General features: G+C 45.7%; 21 protein-coding genes. 15 read left to right on the top strand and 6 right to left on the bottom strand.

Features of this window, described 5'->3' with window-relative positions:
• Position 1: 1 nt before the first annotated feature.
• The 12 genes from MJ768_RS04400 (at position 2) to glmU (ending at position 10,293) form a co-directional block, all read left to right on the top strand.
• On the top strand, positions 2 to 781 hold the full coding sequence (locus MJ768_RS04400) for a ParA family protein (protein ID WP_239288298.1): 780 nt from the start codon (positions 2 to 4) through the stop codon (positions 779 to 781).
• Between the two features lie 16 nt (positions 782 to 797).
• On the top strand, positions 798 to 1,640 hold the full coding sequence (locus MJ768_RS04395; protein ID WP_239288297.1) for a ParB/RepB/Spo0J family partition protein: 843 nt from the start codon (positions 798 to 800) through the stop codon (positions 1,638 to 1,640).
• 46 nt (positions 1,641 to 1,686) lie between these two features.
• Positions 1,687 to 2,067, top strand: coding sequence for an ATP synthase subunit I (locus MJ768_RS04390; RefSeq protein ID WP_239288296.1), 381 nt, complete (start codon positions 1,687 to 1,689; stop codon positions 2,065 to 2,067).
• A 5-nt stretch (positions 2,068 to 2,072) separates the two neighbouring features.
• Positions 2,073 to 2,933, top strand: coding sequence for a F0F1 ATP synthase subunit A (gene atpB, locus MJ768_RS04385; protein ID WP_239288293.1), 861 nt, complete (start codon positions 2,073 to 2,075; stop codon positions 2,931 to 2,933).
• A 57-nt stretch (positions 2,934 to 2,990) separates the two neighbouring features.
• Positions 2,991 to 3,233, top strand: coding sequence for a F0F1 ATP synthase subunit C (gene atpE / locus MJ768_RS04380; protein ID WP_173054147.1), 243 nt, complete (start codon positions 2,991 to 2,993; stop codon positions 3,231 to 3,233).
• 34 nt (positions 3,234 to 3,267) lie between these two features.
• Positions 3,268 to 3,738: a F0F1 ATP synthase subunit B gene (locus MJ768_RS04375; RefSeq protein WP_239288292.1), complete on the top strand. Its 471-nt coding sequence runs from the start codon at positions 3,268 to 3,270 to the stop codon at positions 3,736 to 3,738.
• Between the two features lie 5 nt (positions 3,739 to 3,743).
• Positions 3,744 to 4,277 carry a F0F1 ATP synthase subunit delta gene (locus MJ768_RS04370; protein WP_239288291.1) on the top strand — a complete coding sequence of 178 codons (534 nt, stop codon included), beginning with the start codon at positions 3,744 to 3,746 and terminating at the stop codon, positions 4,275 to 4,277.
• Positions 4,278 to 4,308: 31 nt separating this feature from the next.
• Positions 4,309 to 5,850, top strand: coding sequence for a F0F1 ATP synthase subunit alpha (gene atpA, locus MJ768_RS04365; RefSeq protein WP_239288290.1), 1,542 nt, complete (start codon positions 4,309 to 4,311; stop codon positions 5,848 to 5,850).
• A gap of 15 nt (positions 5,851 to 5,865) precedes the next feature.
• Positions 5,866 to 6,735 carry a F0F1 ATP synthase subunit gamma gene (atpG, locus tag MJ768_RS04360; protein WP_239288288.1) on the top strand — a complete coding sequence of 290 codons (870 nt, stop codon included), beginning with the start codon at positions 5,866 to 5,868 and terminating at the stop codon, positions 6,733 to 6,735.
• Between the two features lie 208 nt (positions 6,736 to 6,943).
• On the top strand, positions 6,944 to 8,365 hold the full coding sequence (gene atpD, locus MJ768_RS04355; protein WP_173054157.1) for a F0F1 ATP synthase subunit beta: 1,422 nt from the start codon (positions 6,944 to 6,946) through the stop codon (positions 8,363 to 8,365).
• 47 nt (positions 8,366 to 8,412) lie between these two features.
• Entirely contained in the window at positions 8,413 to 8,841 is a 429-nt protein-coding gene (locus tag MJ768_RS04350; RefSeq protein WP_239288286.1) for a F0F1 ATP synthase subunit epsilon, read from the top strand.
• Between the two features lie 90 nt (positions 8,842 to 8,931).
• The gene (glmU, locus tag MJ768_RS04345) at positions 8,932 to 10,293 is read left to right on the top strand and encodes a bifunctional UDP-N-acetylglucosamine diphosphorylase/glucosamine-1-phosphate N-acetyltransferase GlmU (RefSeq protein WP_239288284.1); all 1,362 of its coding nucleotides are present in this window, start codon (positions 8,932 to 8,934) and stop codon (positions 10,291 to 10,293) included.
• 47 nt (positions 10,294 to 10,340) lie between these two features.
• Here the strand turns inward: glmU and mnmE are convergent, their stop codons facing one another.
• From mnmE to rpmH, 5 genes are read right to left on the bottom strand one after another with little or no spacing between them, the layout of a single operon-like run.
• Complete coding sequence (mnmE, locus tag MJ768_RS04340) at positions 10,341 to 11,690, bottom strand: tRNA uridine-5-carboxymethylaminomethyl(34) synthesis GTPase MnmE (protein ID WP_239288282.1); 1,350 nt, start codon at positions 11,688 to 11,690, stop codon at positions 10,341 to 10,343.
• Positions 11,665 to 13,323 carry a membrane protein insertase YidC gene (gene yidC, locus MJ768_RS04335; RefSeq protein WP_239288280.1) on the bottom strand — a complete coding sequence of 553 codons (1,659 nt, stop codon included), beginning with the start codon at positions 13,321 to 13,323 and terminating at the stop codon, positions 11,665 to 11,667. The genes mnmE and yidC overlap by 26 nt, the downstream gene beginning before the upstream one ends.
• Positions 13,324 to 13,343: 20 nt before the next feature.
• Complete coding sequence (yidD, locus tag MJ768_RS04330) at positions 13,344 to 13,553, bottom strand: membrane protein insertion efficiency factor YidD (protein WP_239288278.1); 210 nt, start codon at positions 13,551 to 13,553, stop codon at positions 13,344 to 13,346.
• On the bottom strand, positions 13,553 to 13,912 hold the full coding sequence (rnpA, locus tag MJ768_RS15360) for a ribonuclease P protein component (protein ID WP_445082967.1): 360 nt from the start codon (positions 13,910 to 13,912) through the stop codon (positions 13,553 to 13,555). Before rnpA ends, yidD begins: the two co-directional genes overlap by 1 nt.
• On the bottom strand, positions 13,893 to 14,027 hold the full coding sequence (gene rpmH / locus MJ768_RS04325) for a 50S ribosomal protein L34 (RefSeq protein WP_239288274.1): 135 nt from the start codon (positions 14,025 to 14,027) through the stop codon (positions 13,893 to 13,895). The genes rnpA and rpmH overlap by 20 nt, the downstream gene beginning before the upstream one ends.
• A gap of 269 nt (positions 14,028 to 14,296) precedes the next feature.
• Here rpmH and dnaA point away from each other — a divergent pair, with 269 nt between their 5' ends.
• From dnaA to gyrB, 3 genes are all read left to right on the top strand, one after another.
• Complete coding sequence (gene dnaA / locus MJ768_RS04320; protein ID WP_239288272.1) at positions 14,297 to 15,649, top strand: chromosomal replication initiator protein DnaA; 1,353 nt, start codon at positions 14,297 to 14,299, stop codon at positions 15,647 to 15,649.
• Between the two features lie 203 nt (positions 15,650 to 15,852).
• Complete coding sequence (gene dnaN, locus MJ768_RS04315; RefSeq protein ID WP_239288269.1) at positions 15,853 to 16,959, top strand: DNA polymerase III subunit beta; 1,107 nt, start codon at positions 15,853 to 15,855, stop codon at positions 16,957 to 16,959.
• 224 nt (positions 16,960 to 17,183) lie between these two features.
• Positions 17,184 to 19,565, top strand: a complete 2,382-nt coding sequence (gene gyrB / locus MJ768_RS04310; RefSeq protein ID WP_239288268.1) for a DNA topoisomerase (ATP-hydrolyzing) subunit B — start codon at positions 17,184 to 17,186, stop codon at positions 19,563 to 19,565.
• A gap of 191 nt (positions 19,566 to 19,756) precedes the next feature.
• Here the strand turns inward: gyrB and MJ768_RS15355 are convergent, their stop codons facing one another.
• Positions 19,757 to 19,951 carry a transposase gene (locus MJ768_RS15355; protein ID WP_445082969.1) on the bottom strand — a complete coding sequence of 65 codons (195 nt, stop codon included), beginning with the start codon at positions 19,949 to 19,951 and terminating at the stop codon, positions 19,757 to 19,759.
• Between the last annotated feature and the right edge of the window lie 23 nt (positions 19,952 to 19,974).

The raw sequence follows: 19,974 nt of genomic DNA, 5'->3' as shown, positions 1-19,974 counted from the left end.
TATGGCCAAGATACTAGCGATTACCAATCAAAAAGGGGGGGTGGGTAAAACGACCACATCAATTAATCTGGCTGCGAGTCTGGCGGCCGTGAAGCAGCGCGTATTGTTGATTGATCTTGATCCCCAAGGTAATGCCACTATGGGCAGTGGTATTAACAAGCGTGATTTGTCGGCAACCATTTACCACGTATTGCTGGGAAGCAAAACCCTGCATGAAGTTCGCCTTCATTCGGAAGCCGGAAAATATGATGTGTTGCCGGCGAACCGTGATCTGGCTGGTGCCGAAATTGAACTGGTTGATTTGCCACAGCGTGAAACCCGGCTCAAGAAAGTTCTGCAAGCCGTGACGGCTGAATATGATTATGCATTGATTGATTGTCCTCCCGCTTTAAATCTGCTTACCCTCAACGGGCTGTGTGCAGCAAAGTCAGTCATGATTCCGGTGCAATGCGAATATTATGCCCTGGAAGGGCTTAGCGATTTGGTCAATACCATCCGAAAGGTGCGAGTACACCTTAATCCGGATCTTGAAATCGAGGGTTTGCTGCGCACCATGTTCGATCCACGCAATACATTGGCTTTGCAGGTATCAGAACAATTGCAACAACACTTTGGCGAGAAAGTTTACCGTACTATCATCCCGCGAAATGTGCGGTTGGCGGAAGCGCCCAGCTACGGCGTACCGGTGCTTCACCATGACAAATCTTCCAAAGGTGCTCAGGCTTATCTAGCTCTGGCAGGCGAATTGCTCAATAAGGCTGCGCAATCGGCACCAGCTTAACCTAGAAGGAGATGACTTGGCAAAACCAAACAAAGGATTGGGGCGCGGCTTGGATGTGTTGCTGTCCGGCAACGGCAAAGAGCAGGGCGACGTCTTGAGTGAAATGAAAGTTGATGAACTCAAACCCGGCAAGTATCAGCCGCGTAGCCGTATGGATGAGGCCTCACTCAATGAACTGGCCGCTTCGATCAAAGCGCAGGGCGTTATGCAGCCGATCCTGGCGCGTTTGTTGCCCAATGGAAGCCACGAAATTATTGCTGGGGAACGTCGCTGGCGTGCCGCCCAGTTGGCTGGTCTGGTCCAAGTGCCGGTATTGGTGCGCAAGGTGGCGGACAACGCCGCACTGGCCATGGCGTTGATCGAAAACATTCAACGTGAGGATCTCAATCCATTAGAAGAGGCGGTCGGTATTCAGCGCCTGATTGATGAATTCCAGATGACACACATGGCGGCCGCCGATGCGGTAGGGCGTTCGCGCAGTGCGACCAGCAACCTGTTGCGCCTGCTCAAGCTGCCTCAGTCAGTACAGGCCATGTTGATGGGAGGCGACCTCGATATGGGACACGCCCGAGCGCTACTGGCACTGGATGGCGCACAGCAGATCATTGCCGCCACAAAAATTGTAGCGGACGGGCTGTCGGTACGCGAGGCAGAAAAGCTGGTGCAGAATTTGCTGAGTCCCGTACCTCAACACAAAAAGGTAAAACCCAGTCGCGATACCCTGCAATTGCAGGAAGATATTTCCCAGCATCTCGGCACCAACGTACAAATCAAGGCCGGTAAAAAAGGCACGGGCAAGCTGGTTATCAACTACACCAGTCATGATCATTTGGCTGAGCTGATCGCACGTTGGAAATGACTCCCTGAAAATAAATCGTTGACGCCAGCAAGCGAGATTGAGTAGAATGCCGGGCTTCAAAGGATTAGGGGTGCTTGTGGGCAGTGCGGTTCGCCGGATTATTTTGATTCAGCTAGCTGTAACCGTAGCGATGGCATTTTTGATGCTGATGTACCTGAATGTAGTTGCCGCAGCCTCGGCTTTTGCAGGAGGAGCGGTAGGCTTTCTAACCAGCTTGGTTTACGCTAAAAAAATGTTCGCGCCACTAGGCAGCGAACCAAAAACAATAATAATGGCGCATTACCGCGCCGAAGCTTACAAGCTGGTGTTTACCATTCTTTTGTTCTCTTTGGTCTTCACGCAATTTAAGGATGTGCATGTGTTGCCGCTGTTTGTGGCATATATAGCAACGTTAATGGTTTACTGGGTAGCATTAATTTTTGTGTAAAGTTTATGAGCACTGAAGATCTGACGACATCCGCTTATATTAAGCACCATCTTCAAAATCTGACCTGCTCCATTCAGGAGGGTCATTTCCATTGTGCGCATACAGCCGAGGAGGCTAAAGCAATGGGGTTCTGGGCAATCAACATGGATACCATTTTGGTGTCGCTATTGCTAGGACTGATGTTCTTATTCCTTTTCAGCAGGGTAGCAAAGAACATAAGCACCGGTGTGCCAAGTGGCATGCAGAACTTCGTGGAATGGGTGGTCGAATTTATTGACAGCAGCGTGCGCGGCTCATTTAGCGGGCGCAGCGCCTTGGTTGCTCCGCTGGCGCTATCCATTTTTGCCTGGATTTTCCTTATGAACCTTATGGATCTGGTGCCTATCGACTATATTTCGTTGATTACCCAACCACTGGGCATTGGTCATTTTAAGCTAGTTCCTACCACGGATCCGAACGCTACGATAGGTATGGCCATTGGCGTATTTCTGTTGGTACTTTTTTACAGTATTAAGGTTAAGGGTCTGGGTGGCTTTGTCGGTGAATTGACGCTGCAGCCGTTTGGCAAATTTGGTTTACCAGTCAATCTGTTTCTAGAGGGGGTCAACCTGATTGCCAAGCCGGTTTCATTGGCATTGCGTCTGTTCGGGAATATGTATGCAGGCGAAATGATATTCATCTTGATTGCGATCATGGGCGCATCCTGGGTGAGTTTTACTTTTACCAGCACGCTGTTGTTCAGTTCACAGATTATTCTTTCTTTGGGATGGGCGATTTTCCATATCCTGATTGTCACACTGCAAGCCTTTATTTTCATGACGCTGACTATCGTTTATTTGGACATGGCGCATCAGGAACATCATTAATAAATGATAAATTTATTTTCTTAAACACTTAACTTTTACTGACAGGAGAAGAAACAAATGGATACGGCACAAGCACTGCTTTATATCGCCGGCGCGATCATGATGGGGCTCGGCGCTTTGGGTGCCGCAGTAGGTATTGGCATTCTGGGCGGCCGCTTCCTTGAGGGCGCTGCTCGTCAGCCTGAACTAATTCCGATGCTGCGTACCCAGTTCTTCGTGGTCATGGGCTTGGTTGATGCTGTTCCGATGATTGCGGTCGGTATTGCCATGTATGTTCTGTTCGCAGTGGCAGGCCAGTAAGCCTGCGTGCGTTTAATCAAGGAAAGGTTTTTGCATGAACATTAATGCGACCCTTATCGGCCAAACGATCATGTTTGCATTGTTCGTATGGTTTTGCATGAAGTTTGTGTGGCCGCCCATCATGGCAGCGCTGGATGCACGCAATAAGCGGATTGCAGATGGTTTGGCTGCGGCGGAGCGGGGTAAGAACGACTTGGCGTTGGCTGCCAAGCGCTCCGCTGAGCTTCTCCGCGAAGCAAAGGAAAAAGTAGCTGAAATCATTGCGCTAGGCGATAAGCGAGCAAGCGAAATCGTGGAAGAAGCCAAAGCACAAGCCAAGATAGAAGGCGAGCGTATTGTTACGGCAGCTAAGGCTGAGATCGAGCAAGAGGTATTCCGCGCCAGGGAGCATTTGCGTACACAGGTGTCCGCTGTTGCATTGGCTGGTGCAGGCAAAATTCTGGGCCGCGAAATAGACGCCAAGGCACATAACGACTTGCTTGATAAGCTAGTCGCGGAAATTTAAATATTATGGCTGAAGCTATTACTGTCGCACGCCCCTATGCCCAAGCTGCATTCGAAGAAGCGCGCGAGCTTGGCGAATTGAAGAGTTGGTCGGACATACTGCAATCTGTAGCTCAAGCAGTGATTAATCCAGAAGTTCGTGCAATTATTACCAGTCCGCGAATAATCAAAAGCCAGCTAGTCGATTTGATGCTGGCACTTTCCGGCGGCAAGGTAAGCGAAATTCAACGTAACTTTATCAAGTTGCTGATAGAAGGCCAGCGCCTCACTCTGTTGCCAGAAATCGTAATGTTGTTCGAGGTAATGCGAGCTGAAGCAGAAAAAAATGTGGACGTTGTGGTGACTTCCGCCTTTGATTTGAGCGAAGCGCAAAAGCAAAAAATTACTGTGGCGCTTAAAAAACGCATGGGCCGTGAGATCAGGCTTAGCTGTGAAACTGACCGCAAATTATTAGGCGGAATAATTATCCGCGCCGGTGACAAGGTGATAGATGGTTCTGCGCGCACCCACCTTTCCGAGTTAGCCAACGCCTTGGCTTGATGACAGATATATTGAAATTAAGGAAAAGTAGATGAAGCTCAACCCTTCTGAAATTAGTAATTTGATTCATAGCCGCATCGAGAATTTCGAGGCGTTATCCCAAGCGCGCACGGAAGGTACGGTGGTTAGCGTAACCGATGGTATCGTACGTATTCACGGCCTATCAGACGTGATGCAGGGCGAAATGCTAGAGTTTCCCGGCAATACCTTCGGTCTGGCTCTCAATCTAGAGCGCGACTCCGTTGGCTCAGTGGTACTGGGTGACTATGAGCATATTACCGAGGGGGACACTGTCAAGTGCACTGGCCGGATTCTGGAAGTACCTGTCGGCCCTGAACTGATCGGTCGCGTAGTGAATGCCCTAGGACAACCTATTGACGGCAAGGGTCCGGTCAACGCCAAGATGACCGACAAGATAGAGAAGGTTGCGCCCGGTGTAATTGACCGCAAGTCGGTGTCACAACCAGTGCAGACCGGCCTCAAGGCCATTGATTCTATGGTTCCGGTTGGTCGCGGACAGCGCGAACTGATCATTGGTGATCGCCAGACCGGAAAGACTGCCGTAGCGGTAGATGCCATCATCAACCAGAAGGGTCAGAGCATGACCTGTATCTACGTTGCGATCGGTCAAAAGGCATCTACTGTCGCCAACGTAGTGCGCAAGCTGGAAGAGCACGGCGCGATGGAATACACCATTGTGGTTGTGGCAACCGCCTCTGATTCTGCGGCAATGCAATTTCTGGCGCCATACGCCGGTTGCACTATGGGCGAGTACTATCGCGATCGCGGCCAGGACGCGTTGATTGTTTACGACGACTTAACCAAACAAGCTTGGGCTTATCGCCAGATATCATTGTTGTTACGCCGACCACCGGGTCGTGAAGCCTACCCTGGAGACGTGTTCTACTTGCACTCCCGTTTGCTGGAGCGCAGTGCACGAGTGAATGAGGAATATGTTGAAAAGTTTACAAATGGCGAAGTCAAAGGCAAGACTGGCTCGCTGACTGCGCTGCCGGTGATTGAAACTGCTGCAGGTGACGTGTCCGCTTTTGTGCCCACCAACGTAATTTCCATTACCGACGGTCAGATTTTCCTGGAAACAGATTTATTCAATGCGGGTATCCGTCCAGCGATCAACGCCGGCATTTCAGTGTCTCGCGTGGGCGGCGCGGCGCAAACCAAAGTCATCAAAAAACTGGGAGGTGGCGTACGTTTGGCATTGGCACAGTACCGTGAATTGGCCGCCTTCGCGCAATTCGCTTCTGATTTGGACGAAGCTACTCGCAAACAACTGGAACGTGGCCGTCTGGTAATGGAATTGATGAAGCAGCCGCAATATGCACCATTATCAGTAGCAGAAATGGCAATAACGCTGTTCGCGATCAACAAGGGCTCCTTCGATGATGTGCCTATGAACAAGGTCCTGGCATTCGAAATCGGGCTGCACGCGTTCGTAAAATCCCAATACAAGACCTTAGAGGAGGCAATCGAATCCAGTAAGGATCTGTCTGCCGACAACGAAAAAATCTTGATTGCTGCAATTGATAAATTCAAGTCCACTGCAGTTTACTAAGCTGGGGGCAAGATAATGGCTGGCAGCAAAGAAATACGTACTAAAATCAAGAGCGTAGAAAATACGCGCAAGATCACGCGAGCCATGGAAATGGTGGCAGCTTCCAAAATGCGTAAGGCTCAGGAACGCATGCGTGCCGCTCGCCCTTATGCGGAAAAAATTCGTCAGGTTGCAGCGCATTTGTCGCGCGCTAATCCGGAATATAAGCATCCATTTCTGGTCAAACGCGATGTTATCAAGAACGTCGCTGTGATTATTATCACCTCTGACAAAGGATTGTGCGGTGGTCTCAATACCAACATACTGCGTCTGGTAGTGGCGCGGATGAAGGAATTGGAAGGCGAGAACAAAGGCATCAGCATATGCGCTATTGGTAATAAAGGATTTAGCTTTATGTCCCGTATCGGTGCAAAAGTTAAATCGCATATGACCGGACTGGGGGACATTCCACACATCGAGAAACTGATTGGAGCGGTCAAGGTGATGCTTGATGCTTACAACGCCGGCGAGATTGATGCAATTTACATTAGTTATAACGGTTTCGTTAACACCATGAAACAAGAGCCCAGAATGGAGCAATTACTGCCGCTCTCGAGTGAAAGTCTGGAACCTGCGAATGGTAGTACATGGGATTACATTTATGAACCTGATGCCAAGGCCGTAGTGGATGAATTGCTGGTGCGCTATATTGAATCATTAGTTTATAACGCGGTGACCGAAAATCAGGCGTCTGAACAGAGTGCACGCATGGTGGCCATGAAGGCTGCGTCCGATAATGCGAAGGAAGTAATTGGCGAACTTAAGCTGATTTACAATAAAGCGCGTCAAGCAGCGATTACCAAGGAAATATCAGAAATTGTCGGTGGCGCAGCAGCTGTAAGTTAGGGCACGCGATTGGTTGGCGTCTCTATCAATTTAGAATTCCAAAACAAGACAGGCCGCTAAAAAATTACGTTTAGCATATGTGTAGATGTTTAACGGTAAATGTAAATTTTGTTGAGCAAAGCCATATCGCGATAGAGTTTGAATTAGAGATGTGCTCTACTGTCTGCGACAACGAGTACAGAATCAATATAAAGTGGGGAACCTCAAAATGAGTCAAGGAAAAATTGTTCAGTGTATTGGTGCGGTGGTGGACGTTGAGTTTCCGCGTGATCATATACCTAAAGTCTACGATGCGCTGGTAGTCCAGGACGATGGAAGCTCTGTTGCTGAAAAAGGCCTGACCTTGGAGGTGCAGCAGCAGATTGGCGACGGCGTGGTGCGCACCATTGCGATGGGTTCCTCCGACGGCCTGCGTCGCGGAATGGGAGTAGTCAATACTGGTAATCAGATTACTGTGCCAGTTGGACATGGTACTTTGGGCCGCATCATGGATGTATTGGGACGGCCTATCGATGAGGTGGGTGAAATTAAGTGCATGGAGCGTCGCTCTATTCACCAGAAAGCACCAAAATTCGAGGAATTGTCTCCATCGGTCGACTTATTGGAAACCGGAATTAAGGTGATTGACTTGGTGTGCCCCTTTGCTAAGGGCGGCAAGGTCGGTCTGTTCGGTGGAGCAGGTGTTGGCAAGACCGTGAATATGCTAGAACTCATTAATAATATTGCCAAACAGCATTCCGGTTTGTCCGTGTTTGCCGGCGTGGGTGAGCGTACCCGTGAAGGAAATGACTTCTATCATGAAATGTCGGAAGCGGGTGTAATCCAGTTGGATAATCTGCCAGAGTCCAAAGTCGCAATGGTATTCGGCCAGATGAACGAGCCCCCAGGCAATCGTCTACGCGTGGCGTTGTCTGGTCTGACTATGGCGGAATATTTCCGCGATGAAGGCCGCGACGTGCTATTTTTCGTGGATAACATTTATCGGTTCACGCTAGCTGGTACCGAAGTTTCTGCTTTGCTGGGGCGTATGCCTTCAGCGGTAGGTTACCAGCCAACGCTGGCAGAAGAAATGGGTCGTTTGCAAGAACGTATTACCTCAACTAAAACTGGCTCGATTACCTCGATACAGGCTGTGTATGTGCCGGCAGATGACTTGACCGACCCGTCCCCTGCAACGACCTTCCTACACTTGGATTCCACCGTGGTGCTGTCACGCGACATCGCTTCGTTGGGTATTTACCCCGCTGTAGATCCGTTGGATTCAACCTCGCGCCAGCTTGACCCCTTAGTTGTAGGTGAAGAACATTACAACGTTGCCCGTAGCGTGCAGCAGACGCTACAACGCTACAAGGAATTGCGTGACATTATCGCAATTCTGGGCATGGACGAACTAGCGCCCGAAGACAAACTGGCAGTGGCCCGTGCACGTAAGATTCAACGTTTCTTGTCGCAGCCTTTTCACGTGGCCGAAGTGTTTACCGGCAGCCCTGGGAAGTATGTGACGCTGAAGGAAACCATCAAGGGCTTTAAGGGTATTGTCAATGGCGATTACGACCACTTGCCCGAGCAGGCGTTCTATATGGTCGGCACTATTGATGAAGCGATTGAAAAAGCCAAAACTCTTCAGTAATATTTAACGCTGTAATTGGGCCAAGTGTCGCAGTAATAAGGAAAATTATGGCAATGACTGTTCATGTTGATGTAGTGAGCGCAGAAGAGTCCATTTTCTCTGGCCTTGTAGAAATGGTCGTCGTTCCGGGTGAAATGGGCGAACTGGGGATTTACCCACGCCATGCACCACTACTAACGCGCATTAAACCAGGTTCGGTACGCCTCAAACTGCCGGATCAAAGTGAATTTGTGCTGATTTACGTTTCTGGCGGAATGCTGGAAGTGCAGCCCGGCGTGGTTACGATTTTAGCTGATACTGCCATTCGCGGTGCAGACTTGGATGAAGCACGCTCACTCGAAGCTAAGCGCGCAGCGGAAGAAGCAATGAAGAACCGTGCTTCTGATATCGACTACGCTACCGCGCAAGCTGAGCTATCTGAAGCGCTTGCCCAGTTGCAAGCAATTCAGAAATTGCGCAAGCAACAACCACACTAATTCTATTGGATTAATGTGATTTGCAATGAAAGCGGCTTAGGCCGCTTTTTTTGTTTATACTTCTTAATCAAATTTTATATCGCATACAACATGACTACGCTCAATATCGTTATTCTTGCTGCTGGCAGGGGACAGCGCATGCACTCAGATAAACCAAAGGTGCTGCATTCCTTGGCCGGTCGTCCACTGTTGCAACATGTACTCGATACCGCTGTACAATTTGCTTCCGGTATAACCTGCGTGGTGTATGGTCATGGAGGCGACGCGGTGCCGCAGGCGATGGCGAAGTATGAGGCTGATTTTGTTTTGCAGGAGCCGCAGCTCGGGACTGGTCATGCGGTACAGCAAGCACTGCCACAATTAAATGATGACTCATTTACGCTGGTGCTGTATGGCGACGTGCCGCTTATTCAGCCAGGCACATTGGAAAAAATGTTGGTGGCGCAGCAAGCTCTCACTCTGCTCACCATTCACCTTAGCAACCCTGCCGGTTACGGACGTATCGTGCGCGATAGCGCAGGCAACGTAAACTGCATAGTGGAGGAGAAGGATGCCACTGCAGAGCAGCGCGCCATCCGCGAAGTGAATACTGGCATCCTTGCCGTTCCCACTCATCTACTGCGTAACTGGTTGTCGAAATTGCGCAATGAAAATGCACAACGTGAGTACTACCTGACCGACATAGTCGGCATGGCGGTGGCGCAGGGCGTTGCAGTGCATACGGTACAACCCGCTCATGGGTGGGAAGTGGTAGGCGTCAACAGCAAAGCGCAACTGGCCGAACTGGAACGTGTCTGGCAAAATGAACAGGCACACCAGTTATTGGTAAAGGGTGTTACGTTGGCTGATCCTGCGCGCCTCGATGTGCGCGGCAAACTGGTATGCGGACGTGATGTTGAAATTGATGTTGGCTGCATCTTCGAAGGCGATAATTATCTAGGAAATGGCGTGCGCGTAGGCGCTTACAGCGTTATAAAAAACACTCGCATTGGCGCCAATACCTACATCGAACCATATAGCCATATTGATCAAGTAATGATCGGTGACAACTGCCGTATTGGTCCTTATGCCCGCCTTCGACCCGGCAGCAAATTACATAACGAGGTGCACATTGGAAACTTTGTCGAGGTAAAAAACAGTGAAATTGCCTCCCATAGCAAGGCTAACCACTTAAGCTATATTGGTGATAGTAGCGTCGGTAGCCGCGTCAACATAGGAGCAGGCACTATCACCTGCAATTATGATGGCGCAAACAAACATCGCACTATCATCGAGGATGATGTTTTTATCGGGTCAAATACGCAACTGGTAGCACCCGTAAAAATCGGACGTGGTGCCACCATAGGCGCGGGCTCCACCATTACGAGCGATGCACCGGAAGGTGAATTGACCCTGTCACGTGTCAAACAAATTACTCTGCCGGGCTGGCAGAGGCCAAGCAAAAAAAAGTAAAATACCTTAATAGATTACGCCATACTTGCAATGTTAATCTTTAACGTTTATTTTCCGATACAAAACCGGCTGAATATTTCACCGAGCAGATCATCCGCACTAAACTCACCTGTAATAGAATTTAGACCTTCTTGAGCCAGTCGCAGCTCTTCCGCGCAAAGTTCTGGACGGTTGATTTCCCCTGCTGCCCGCTGCAAATGGTCACGTGCGTCTAATAACGCATTAACATGGCGTTCACGAGCCATAAATATGCCTGCTTCTTGATGCCAGCCAAGCAATGTCAGCAACTTATTACGCAGGAACTCAAGCCCCTCGCCTGTTTTGGCAGACAGATAAATGTGGCATTCGTCGTTATGTTCTTTTATATATGCATGCTGGGCAAGCAAGTCAACTTTATTAAAGACATGTAATCGCGGAATTTCACGCGGTAACTCGTCTAAAATTTTCTGGTCATCCTCAGTCATGCCGTGGCGGGCATCCAACAGGATCAGGATGGCATCAGCTTTTTTTAGCGCTTCATATGTACGCGCAATCCCCATCTGTTCCACTGCATCTTCTGCCTCGCGTAAGCCCGCCGTATCTATAATATGCAATGGCACACCACTGATCTGAATAGATTGGCTAATGAGATCGCGCGTGGTGCCTGGGAATTCGCTAACTAACGCGACATCCTCCCCACTCAATCGGTTAAGTAGACTTGACTTGCCAACATTAGGTTGGCCAACCAGCACGATATGCGCGCCTTCTCGTAACAGACTTCCCTGTTGCGCCGAACTCAAAATTTTTTCTAATTCTGCTCGTAATGCGACTAGTCGTGTATCACGTTGAGTGACATCTGGAGCATCAATCTCTTCTTCCGGAAAATCCAACATGGCTTCGACCAACATCCGTAACAAAACTAATCCGTCCACTAAGCGATGGATTGCTTGGGAAAATTCGCCTTGTAGCGAACGCATGGCACTCCGTGCAGCCTGACTGGTGGTAGCAGCTATGAGGTCGGCTACGCTTTCTGCTTGAGCCAAATCAAGTTTTTCATTAAGGAATGCACGCTGCGTAAATTCGCCCGGCTGGGCGAGGCGAGCTCCAAGTTCAAGACAGCGCTGCAACACCAATTGCAGTATGGCTGTGCCGCCGTGCCCCTGCAATTCTAAAATGTCCTCGCCGGTGTAGGAATGCGGGGCGGGAAAGAACAGAGCGATACCCTGATCCATAACCTGCCCTTGCGCATCCAGAAATGAAGCATAAGTCGCGTGCCGCGGTACAGGTACTTTCCCTAACAGGGTTTGTGCCAATAGGCCAAGGTCATGGCCGGAGAGCCTGACCACGCCGATACCACCTTGCCCATGAGGAGTAGCGATTGCGGCAATAACATCAGGCTTTAGCAGCGCCTTTGACATTAGCCTCCAGTCCACGCGTAATGTACCACTGTTGAACGATGGAAAGTATATTGTTTACAATAGAGTACAGCACCAACCCGGCCGGAAAGAAGAAAAATACCACACTAAATACAATGGGCAACAGTTTCATAAGCTTGGCTTGCAGCGGGTCGGGTGGAACAGGGTTTAACTTACTTTGGATTATCATGGTGGCGCCCATGATTAACGGTAAAACATAATATGGATCAGGCACCGACAAATCGGTAATCCAGCCGAAAAACGGGGCATAACGTAATTCGACACTTGCAAGAATTGCCCAGTATAGCGCGATAAATACTGGTATCTGAACGAGCATCGGCAAACAACCCCCAAGCGGATTAATTTTCTCCGTCTTATACAATTCCATCATAGCTTTATGTAGGCGCTCGCGGTCATCCCCATATTGCTGCTTGATTTTCTCCAGCTTGGGGGCCACTACACGCATTTTCCCCATTGAGCGATAACTGGCCGCAGACAATGGAAAAAATAACAACTTAATAAAAAAAGTCAACAGGATAATGGCTACACCCCAGTTGTATACCCAGCCATACAGATAGGAAAGCAACCAGAACAATGGGGTCGAAATGATTGTCAGCCAGCCATAATCTACTGTTAACCCCAACCCTGGTGCAATTTCATCCAACGAAGTTTGCGCCGGTCCAGCATAAAGTGGCACGCTAATCTTTGCACTCTGACCTGGTGCAATGGCCGCTACTGGTAAAATGACGCCTACCGAATAAAGCTCGTTTTCCAGCTTCCTGGTGTAAAACTCTCGCTGTACCTTATCTTTAGGTAACCATGCCGCTACAAAATAATGTTGCAACATACCCACCCAACCATTGTCAGCATTTTGAGAATGCTTGGCATTTCCCTTCTCAATATCAGTAAAGCCCACCTTCTGAAATTTTTCCTTCTCTGTATAAATCGCAGTGCCCGTGTAAGTGGGCAAAAACATTGATGCACCTTCAGGTGTGGATTTGTCGCGCACCAACTGAAAATAAGCAGAGGGAGAAAGCGGACTGGTTCCAATGTTTTCAATTTCGTAGCCGACATCTACCAAGTAGCCATCACGATGGAACACATAAAATTTAGTTACTTTTGCACCGGCAACATTTGTTGCAAGTAATCGCACTTCAATTGTGTCTTTACCTTCGGTTAATAGATATTCGTTAGCCTGAGCCGTGAATGCCGTATTGTGCGTGGGCAATCCGGTGCCAAGTAAACCCGTTTGGGCGATATACGTGTGCGCTCCTTGTTCCTGCAGCAACACGAACGGTTTGTTCTTGTTTTTGCTATCCCGCTGCTGCAAAAACTCCAAGCGACGCAAATCCCCGCCCAGAGTATTTATTTCTGCGATTAGATAATCTGTTTTTACAGTAATTTTTTGCCCGGCTTGAGTCTTTCTTTGGGTAGCAACCGCAATTGCCTCAGGGCTAACCGTAGCTGCTATATCGGGAGCACCACCTGCTGGCATGACAGCTTTCGGAACGGCAGCAGGAGCAGGCACTGTTCGCGCTACTGGTTGCTGAGTGCGTTGCCAACTGTTCCACAACAACATTATTGATATTGAGAACGTCAAAAAAAAGAACAACCTAAACAGCTTGTGAAAATCCATATGGTTTCGCCTATGTAAATCTATGGGGCGGGATCATAACCACCTGGATTCCAGGGGTTGCAACGGATCACCCGCTTTATGCTCAACCAAGTACCACACCAAGCACCATGTTTAGAGATAACCTCACGAGCATATTGAGAACAACTTGGAGTAAAACGACAGGTCGGTGGCATGAGCGGACTCAGCAAATATTGATATAAACCTATCAACCTGATTAAGAGTTGTCGCATCACATGCGGACAGATTGAAATAACTGTAACAAGGCCAGCCGTCCTTCAGCCGCAGTTTCAGAATTAAATTGCCGCTTGGCCCGCACCACAACATCCACCGAGTATGCGACTGAAAAATTAAGTCGAAATATATTTCGAATCATGCGCTTTGCAAAATTTCTAGATACTGCCTTTGGCATGCTTCTTTTGCTGGCTATTACCCCAAGACGGGAATAGCCATTCTCATTTTTTCGTATATAGACTGTAAACCATTTATTAGTTAAACAATCGGCACGAAGCGCCAACTCAAACTCTATCGGTTGCTTTATCCGGCGGCATGGAGGTAAAGTTTGTTTGGCCTTAAACGGCAAGGCGCACACGGCCTTTAGCTCTACGAGCTGCTATAACTGCTCTTCCTCCCTTGGTTCTCATGCGCACCAGAAATCCATGAGTCCTTTTCCTTTTAGTGACGGACGGTTGATATGTACGTTTCATTGTTAATGCCCCTAATTAATAATTAATACTTGAAAACCCGCTATTACATTATTTACGGGGGTTTATGTCAAGCTTATTTTATCTATTATGTAACGAACAGATATATTGTCCGGACTTGTAACAAATGATTTGTCCGGATTCAAATCAGCCCACAATAGTGATTGTGGCGAATTTAAAATGTTCCTTCAATCACTTATCTACTGTGAATAATTTTTGCCTTGCATGTAGTAGAATGTTCGAAGATTTTTTTGCATTGTCATCCGAAAATTATGCAAGACAAAACATTATGGAACTCCTGTCTTCTTTTTTTTGAAGGTACGCTTACCTCACAACAATTTAATTCTTGGATTAAACCTCTGGTTTTTGAAATTCATGGTAATCAAATTACCTTGACTGCACCTAATAGTTTTACGTTGAAACTCGTGCAGGAACGGTTTTTACCAGAAATCTCCAAGCAAGCAGAGTTATTTCTTTCTTGCCCGCCAAGTTTTGAGTTGCGCATAGGCGAAAAACCACTCAATTTGCTCCCATCTAAATTACCAGTTGCTATAACCAATATTGTCCCGTCTGTATCTCAACTCACGCTCAATAAGCACAAAAATCAAAATAAACTTAATCCTTTACTGTCTTTCGAAAACTTTGTTACTGGTAAAGCAAACCAATTGGCTCATGCAGCAGCAATACAAGTTGCTGAAACTCCCGGCACAACGTACAACCCATTATTTATTTACGGTGGGGTCGGATTAGGAAAAACTCACTTAATCCAGGCTATTGGAAATCATATCAAGCATGAAAATGCACAGGCAAAAATTTGCTATGTTCATGCTACTAATTATATTTCAGATGTTGTCCGCGCATTTCAAACTAAAAAATTTAATGAATTCAAACAATTCTACAACTCATTAGATTTGCTATTGATTGACGATATTCAATTTATCGCTGATAAAACTGGAACCCAACAAGAGTTTTTTTATACTCTCAATTCATTGATTGATGGACATAAACAAGTTGTAATCACCTGCGATACCTTCCCCAAAGAAATTTCTGGAATGACGCCACGACTTACTTCTCGGTTCAGTTGGGGATTAACAGTAGCCGTTGAACCACCTGGTTTAGAAATGCGGGTAGCAATTTTGTTACAGAAAGCTGTTATTTCTAACAATCCGATAAGTGAAGATGTTGCTTTTTTTATTGCCAAGCACATTCGTTCTAATATCCGTGAATTAGAAGGTGCACTTAAACGTATTGATGCTTATTCCAGATTTCACAAACGCACCATCTCTGTAGAGCTTGCAAAGGAAGCACTTAAAGATTTGTTGGCTTCTCAAAATAAACAAATTTCCATAGAAAATATTCAAAAAACTGTGGCTGATTTTTACCGTATCAAGGTCACTGATCTTCTTTCCAAGAAGCGTACGCGCTTAATTGCCAGACCTAGACAAATTGCAATGTGTTTAGCAAGGGAATTAACACAATTAAGCTTACCGGAAATTGGAGCTGCTTTTGGAGGCCGTGACCATACAACGGTTATGTATGCATGTAAGACCATCGAGAGCTTACGCAATCTGAATTCACCTCTTAATGCAGATTTCAATTTACTTAATCAAACATTACGAAACTAATAATCTTAGTTAATACTGTATTTATTTTTGTGAGTAACTATTCCAAAAATTATTTTTTTAAAACTATACACAAAAATTACATCATCAAAAACATCATTTATCCACATCTTTTTATAAACTCTAATGTGTTATAAACAAATAAAAATACTGAGTTATTCACTATATATAATATCTATTATTGTTATTATTAAGGATATATAAGAATGTTTATTGAAAAGATTGAAAAAGACAATTTACTAAATCCCCTTCAGAAAATCATTGGAATAGTAGAACGTAAACAACCTCTCCCAATTCTGTCAAATGTATTAATTGAAAAATCCGGATCAAATATACGTTTTGTAGCGACTGATCTTGAGATTCAAATTGCAACGCAATTTACCGATGCAAATCAAACAAGCCCTGATACAGCAATTACTGTAGCTGCTAAAAAATTACAAGAAATTCTTAAGGTATTACCTGAAAGAAGTAAAGTTACATTAGATATTCATGAAAATCGTCTTTTAGTAAAAGTAAATAAAAGTAAATTTACTTTACAAACTTTACCTGCTCAAGATTTTCCAAAAGTTTTGGAACAGTTAGAACAAGCCGTAAAAGTTCAAATTGAACAAGGAAAGCTTAAAAAGTTGTTGGGTATGGTTCAATATGCCATGGCACAGCAGGATATTCGTTATTATTTAAATGGTGTTTTATTAGTCATTGATGGGAACTTTTTAAAACTAATAGCAACAGATGGGCATCGCCTTGCTTATATCATTACCAAGCTTGATCAAGAATATGCTAAACGTGAAATTATCCTGCCTAGAAAAACAATTAATGAGCTAATTAAACTTTTAGCTGAGACAGAAGAGAAAATCACATTTGAATTAGCTGAAAATCAAGTCCGCATGACTTTTTCCGATGTTATTTTAATTTCTAAGGTAATTGACGGAAAGTTTCCAGATTATGAACGTGTTATTCCCAGTTACACTAACCAGCTTACGTTAAATAGAATTGAAATATTACAAGCATTGCAACGCGCAGCAATTCTATCTAATGAAAAATTCAGGGGGGTACGTTTTGTCCTGACAGAAAAAAATCTGCGCATCATAAGTAATAATAGCGAGCAGGAAGAAGCACAGGAAGACATGGAAATAGACTATCAAGGAAATGCACTTGATGTTGGTTTTAACGTTAATTATTTAATGGATGGATTAAATAATGCTACTACTGAAACAGTAACATTCTCATTTGGTGATGCAAATAGCAGTATTTTGATCACAATTCCAGGTAATGAAGAATTTAAGTACGTTGTTATGCCAATGCGTATTTAATAATGAATAAATTATTAAATAATGTTTATGAAAATCAAAAAACACAAACTTAATATCTCTCGGCCAATATTTAAGAAACCGTATATATACTGAAAACGATGGTGAGTAAAAATTGATTTTCGTACACATTTTTGATGTATTTAATTGCCTCAAATGTCATTCGAAGTAAGTAATATTTACGAATGCATTCTTAATGTTTCACGTGAAACAACTGAAAGAAAATAATGAATGAATATAATTCCACCAGCATCAAAGTTCTCAAGGGACTGGAAGCAGTTAGAAAACGTCCAGGCATGTATATTGGTGACACTAATGATGGCAGTGGCTTGCACCACATGGTCTTTGAGGCAGTTGATAATGCTGTGGATGAAGCATTAGCGGGATATTGCAACGAAATATCAGTGATTATTCATCCAGATAATTCGATTAGCGTGACTGATAATGGACGTGGTATTCCGACAGATATTCATGAAGAAGAAAATCGTTCTGCGGCAGAGGTAATAATGACGGTGTTACATGCCGGTGGTAAGTTTGACGGAAACTCTTATAAGGTTTCAGGTGGCTTACATGGGGTGGGAGTTTCGGTAGTGAATGCATTGTCCGAATGGTTACGATTGACAATCTACAGAGACAGTAAAATCCATTTCATGGAATTCCATTTGGGAGAACCAGTTGCTCCGCTTAAGGTAATAGGCGAGACAAAGAAACGCGGCACAGAAGTGCATTTTCTGCCTAGTAAGGAAGTGTTCGGACTAGTCGAATTTCATTTCGATATTTTGGCTAAACGTCTGCGCGAACTGTCTTTCTTGAACAATGGCGTAAAGGTTTCCTTGATAGACAAACGGAATGGTAAAGAAGAACTTTTTGCATTCACAGGCGGAGTAAAAGGTTTTGTAGAATACATGAATAGAAACAAGAATGTGCTTCACAAAAATATCTTTTATACGCTGGTTGAAAGAGAAGGAATAACAGCCGAAATTGCCATGCAATGGAATGACTCTTATCAGGAAACTGTGCAATGTTTTACTAATAATATCCCGCAGCGCGATGGTGGTACGCATTTGACAGCTATGCGTACAGCAATGACTCGTACTTTGAATCAGTACATTGAATCTGAAGAAATTGCTAAGAAAGCCAAGGTTGAAACAACTGGCGATGATATGCGTGAAGGATTAACTGCGATACTTTCGGTAAAACTTCCTGACCCAAAGTTTTCTTCACAAACCAAGGACAAGTTAGTTTCTTCTGAAATTCGCCCCGTTGTCGAAGAAGTAGTTAGCCAACAATTAATGGCATTTCTGTTAGAAAACCCAAACGACGCTAAAGTAATCGTTGGGAAAATTGTTGAAGCTGCGCGTGCCAGAGAGGCTGCACGTAAAGCTCGTGAATTGACCCGTCGTAAAGGGGTGTTGGATGGTATGGGGTTGCCGGGTAAGTTAGCCGATTGCCAAGAAAAAGACCCTGCACAATCAGAGTTATACCTGGTTGAGGGTGATTCTGCCGGAGGCTCGGCAAAACAAGGACGCGACCGTAAGTTTCAAGCCATCTTGCCGCTTAAAGGTAAAATTTTAAATGTTGAGAGAGCGCGTTTTGAAAAAATTATTTCATCGCAGGAAATTGCCACGCTGATCACAGTTTTGGGTACTGGCATTGGCCGGGATGAATACAACCCGGACAAGTTGCGTTATCACCGTATCATCGTCATGACAGACGCTGATGTAGATGGTTCACATATACGTACCTTGTTATTGACGTTCTTCTATCGCCAAATGCCAGAGTTAGTCGAGCGCGGCCATGTTTATATTGCACAACCGCCATTATATAAAGTCAAACAAGGCAAGGAAGAACGCTATTTAAAAGATGATCATGAAATGAAAACATTTATGCTTCGGTCAGCCCTTGTTAATGCCGAGCTACATACTGATCAAGATTCACCAGCACTGAAAGTTGAAACACTCGAGCATCTGGCAAAGGAATATTTTCTTGCGGAAGCCATAATAGATCGCTTATCCCGGGTTATCGCGAAGGAAGCTTTGCATGCGATGCTCAAACAGCCAGATATTCAATTGAATAGTGCAGAACAAGCAGAACAAAGTGCGATAAGCCTGCAACAGGTTTGTGGTCCGGAAATAATCGTTAAAGCGGATATTAATCCAGCCAATGATGAAAACCGTTTACGTTTGGAAAAACATTTGCATGGTAATTATTCCGTAAGCTATATTGAGCCGAGCTTTCTGCTAAGCGGCGATTACACCCAAATTCAAAAAACAGCACTGGCTTTGAATGGATTGCTGGGAAAAAGCGCATACATTAAGCGAGGTGAACAGCGCAAACCTGTAGCCGATTTCAAGCAAACCATCGAATGGTTGCTGGAAGAGGCTAAGCGTGGGATTAGTATTCAACGCTATAAAGGGTTGGGAGAAATGAATCCAGAGCAGCTGTGGGAAACCACCATGGACGTAAAAAATCGTATCTTATTGCGCGTACAGATTGAAGATACGATTGCAGCAGACGAAACTTTTACAACTTTGATGGGCGATATAGTGGAGCCTCGCCGTGCCTTTATTGAACAGAATGCTCTGGGAGTTAAAAATCTTGATGTATAGAATAATGTCGGTTGCTAAGCAAATTTAAGGGTGTATCTATAAATCGACAAATTCTATCAAGTTTAAGTATTCTTTGATCCGGTTTTTCTTCCCGGTGGATGAGTTGGTGCGATAGTTCCACGAAAGTGGCGTCTACCATTTGACCTGCTAGAGCCACATAGCCATGGGCCGTTAGTTGCTCGCGAAATCGGTCAAATAACACTCCACCTGCCTTCAGGTCTTGACCCGTTTCCGGAACAGCCAGGCCGTCTTGGCGCCAAGTTCCGGTCTTCCAGTTTCAGCCCCAGAAAACGCATAAAGGGGAGTCGGTCACGGACATGGTTTTCAATCCCTTCGTCAGAAAAGTTGTAGAGATGCTCGAGAATCAGCATCTTGACCACGAGCATCACATCAATGGGCAGCCCGGTGT

The sequence above is a fragment of the Candidatus Nitrotoga sp. 1052 genome (assembly GCF_927312905.1).
Classification (GTDB): Bacteria; Pseudomonadota; Gammaproteobacteria; order Burkholderiales; family Gallionellaceae; genus Nitrotoga.
This window is presented reverse-complemented; position numbering and strand designations above follow the sequence as displayed.

Coding starts and splice junctions, on each gene's coding strand:
- MJ768_RS04400 (WP_239288298.1), top strand. CDS start 2: ATGGCCAAGATACTAGCGATTACCAATCAAAAAGGGGGGGTGGGTAAA.
- MJ768_RS04390 (WP_239288296.1), top strand. CDS start 1,687: ATGCCGGGCTTCAAAGGATTAGGGGTGCTTGTGGGCAGTGCGGTTCGC.
- atpB (WP_239288293.1), top strand. CDS start 2,073: ATGAGCACTGAAGATCTGACGACATCCGCTTATATTAAGCACCATCTT.
- atpE (WP_173054147.1), top strand. CDS start 2,991: ATGGATACGGCACAAGCACTGCTTTATATCGCCGGCGCGATCATGATG.
- MJ768_RS04375 (WP_239288292.1), top strand. CDS start 3,268: ATGAACATTAATGCGACCCTTATCGGCCAAACGATCATGTTTGCATTG.
- MJ768_RS04370 (WP_239288291.1), top strand. CDS start 3,744: ATGGCTGAAGCTATTACTGTCGCACGCCCCTATGCCCAAGCTGCATTC.
- atpA (WP_239288290.1), top strand. CDS start 4,309: ATGAAGCTCAACCCTTCTGAAATTAGTAATTTGATTCATAGCCGCATC.
- atpG (WP_239288288.1), top strand. CDS start 5,866: ATGGCTGGCAGCAAAGAAATACGTACTAAAATCAAGAGCGTAGAAAAT.
- atpD (WP_173054157.1), top strand. CDS start 6,944: ATGAGTCAAGGAAAAATTGTTCAGTGTATTGGTGCGGTGGTGGACGTT.
- MJ768_RS04350 (WP_239288286.1), top strand. CDS start 8,413: ATGGCAATGACTGTTCATGTTGATGTAGTGAGCGCAGAAGAGTCCATT.
- glmU (WP_239288284.1), top strand. CDS start 8,932: ATGACTACGCTCAATATCGTTATTCTTGCTGCTGGCAGGGGACAGCGC.
- mnmE (WP_239288282.1), bottom strand. CDS start 11,690: ATGTCAAAGGCGCTGCTAAAGCCTGATGTTATTGCCGCAATCGCTACT.
- yidC (WP_239288280.1), bottom strand. CDS start 13,323: ATGGATTTTCACAAGCTGTTTAGGTTGTTCTTTTTTTTGACGTTCTCA.
- yidD (WP_239288278.1), bottom strand. CDS start 13,553: ATGCGACAACTCTTAATCAGGTTGATAGGTTTATATCAATATTTGCTG.
- rpmH (WP_239288274.1), bottom strand. CDS start 14,027: ATGAAACGTACATATCAACCGTCCGTCACTAAAAGGAAAAGGACTCAT.
- dnaA (WP_239288272.1), top strand. CDS start 14,297: ATGCAAGACAAAACATTATGGAACTCCTGTCTTCTTTTTTTTGAAGGT.
- dnaN (WP_239288269.1), top strand. CDS start 15,853: ATGTTTATTGAAAAGATTGAAAAAGACAATTTACTAAATCCCCTTCAG.
- gyrB (WP_239288268.1), top strand. CDS start 17,184: ATGAATGAATATAATTCCACCAGCATCAAAGTTCTCAAGGGACTGGAA.
- MJ768_RS15355 (WP_445082969.1), bottom strand. CDS start 19,951: ATGCTCGTGGTCAAGATGCTGATTCTCGAGCATCTCTACAACTTTTCT.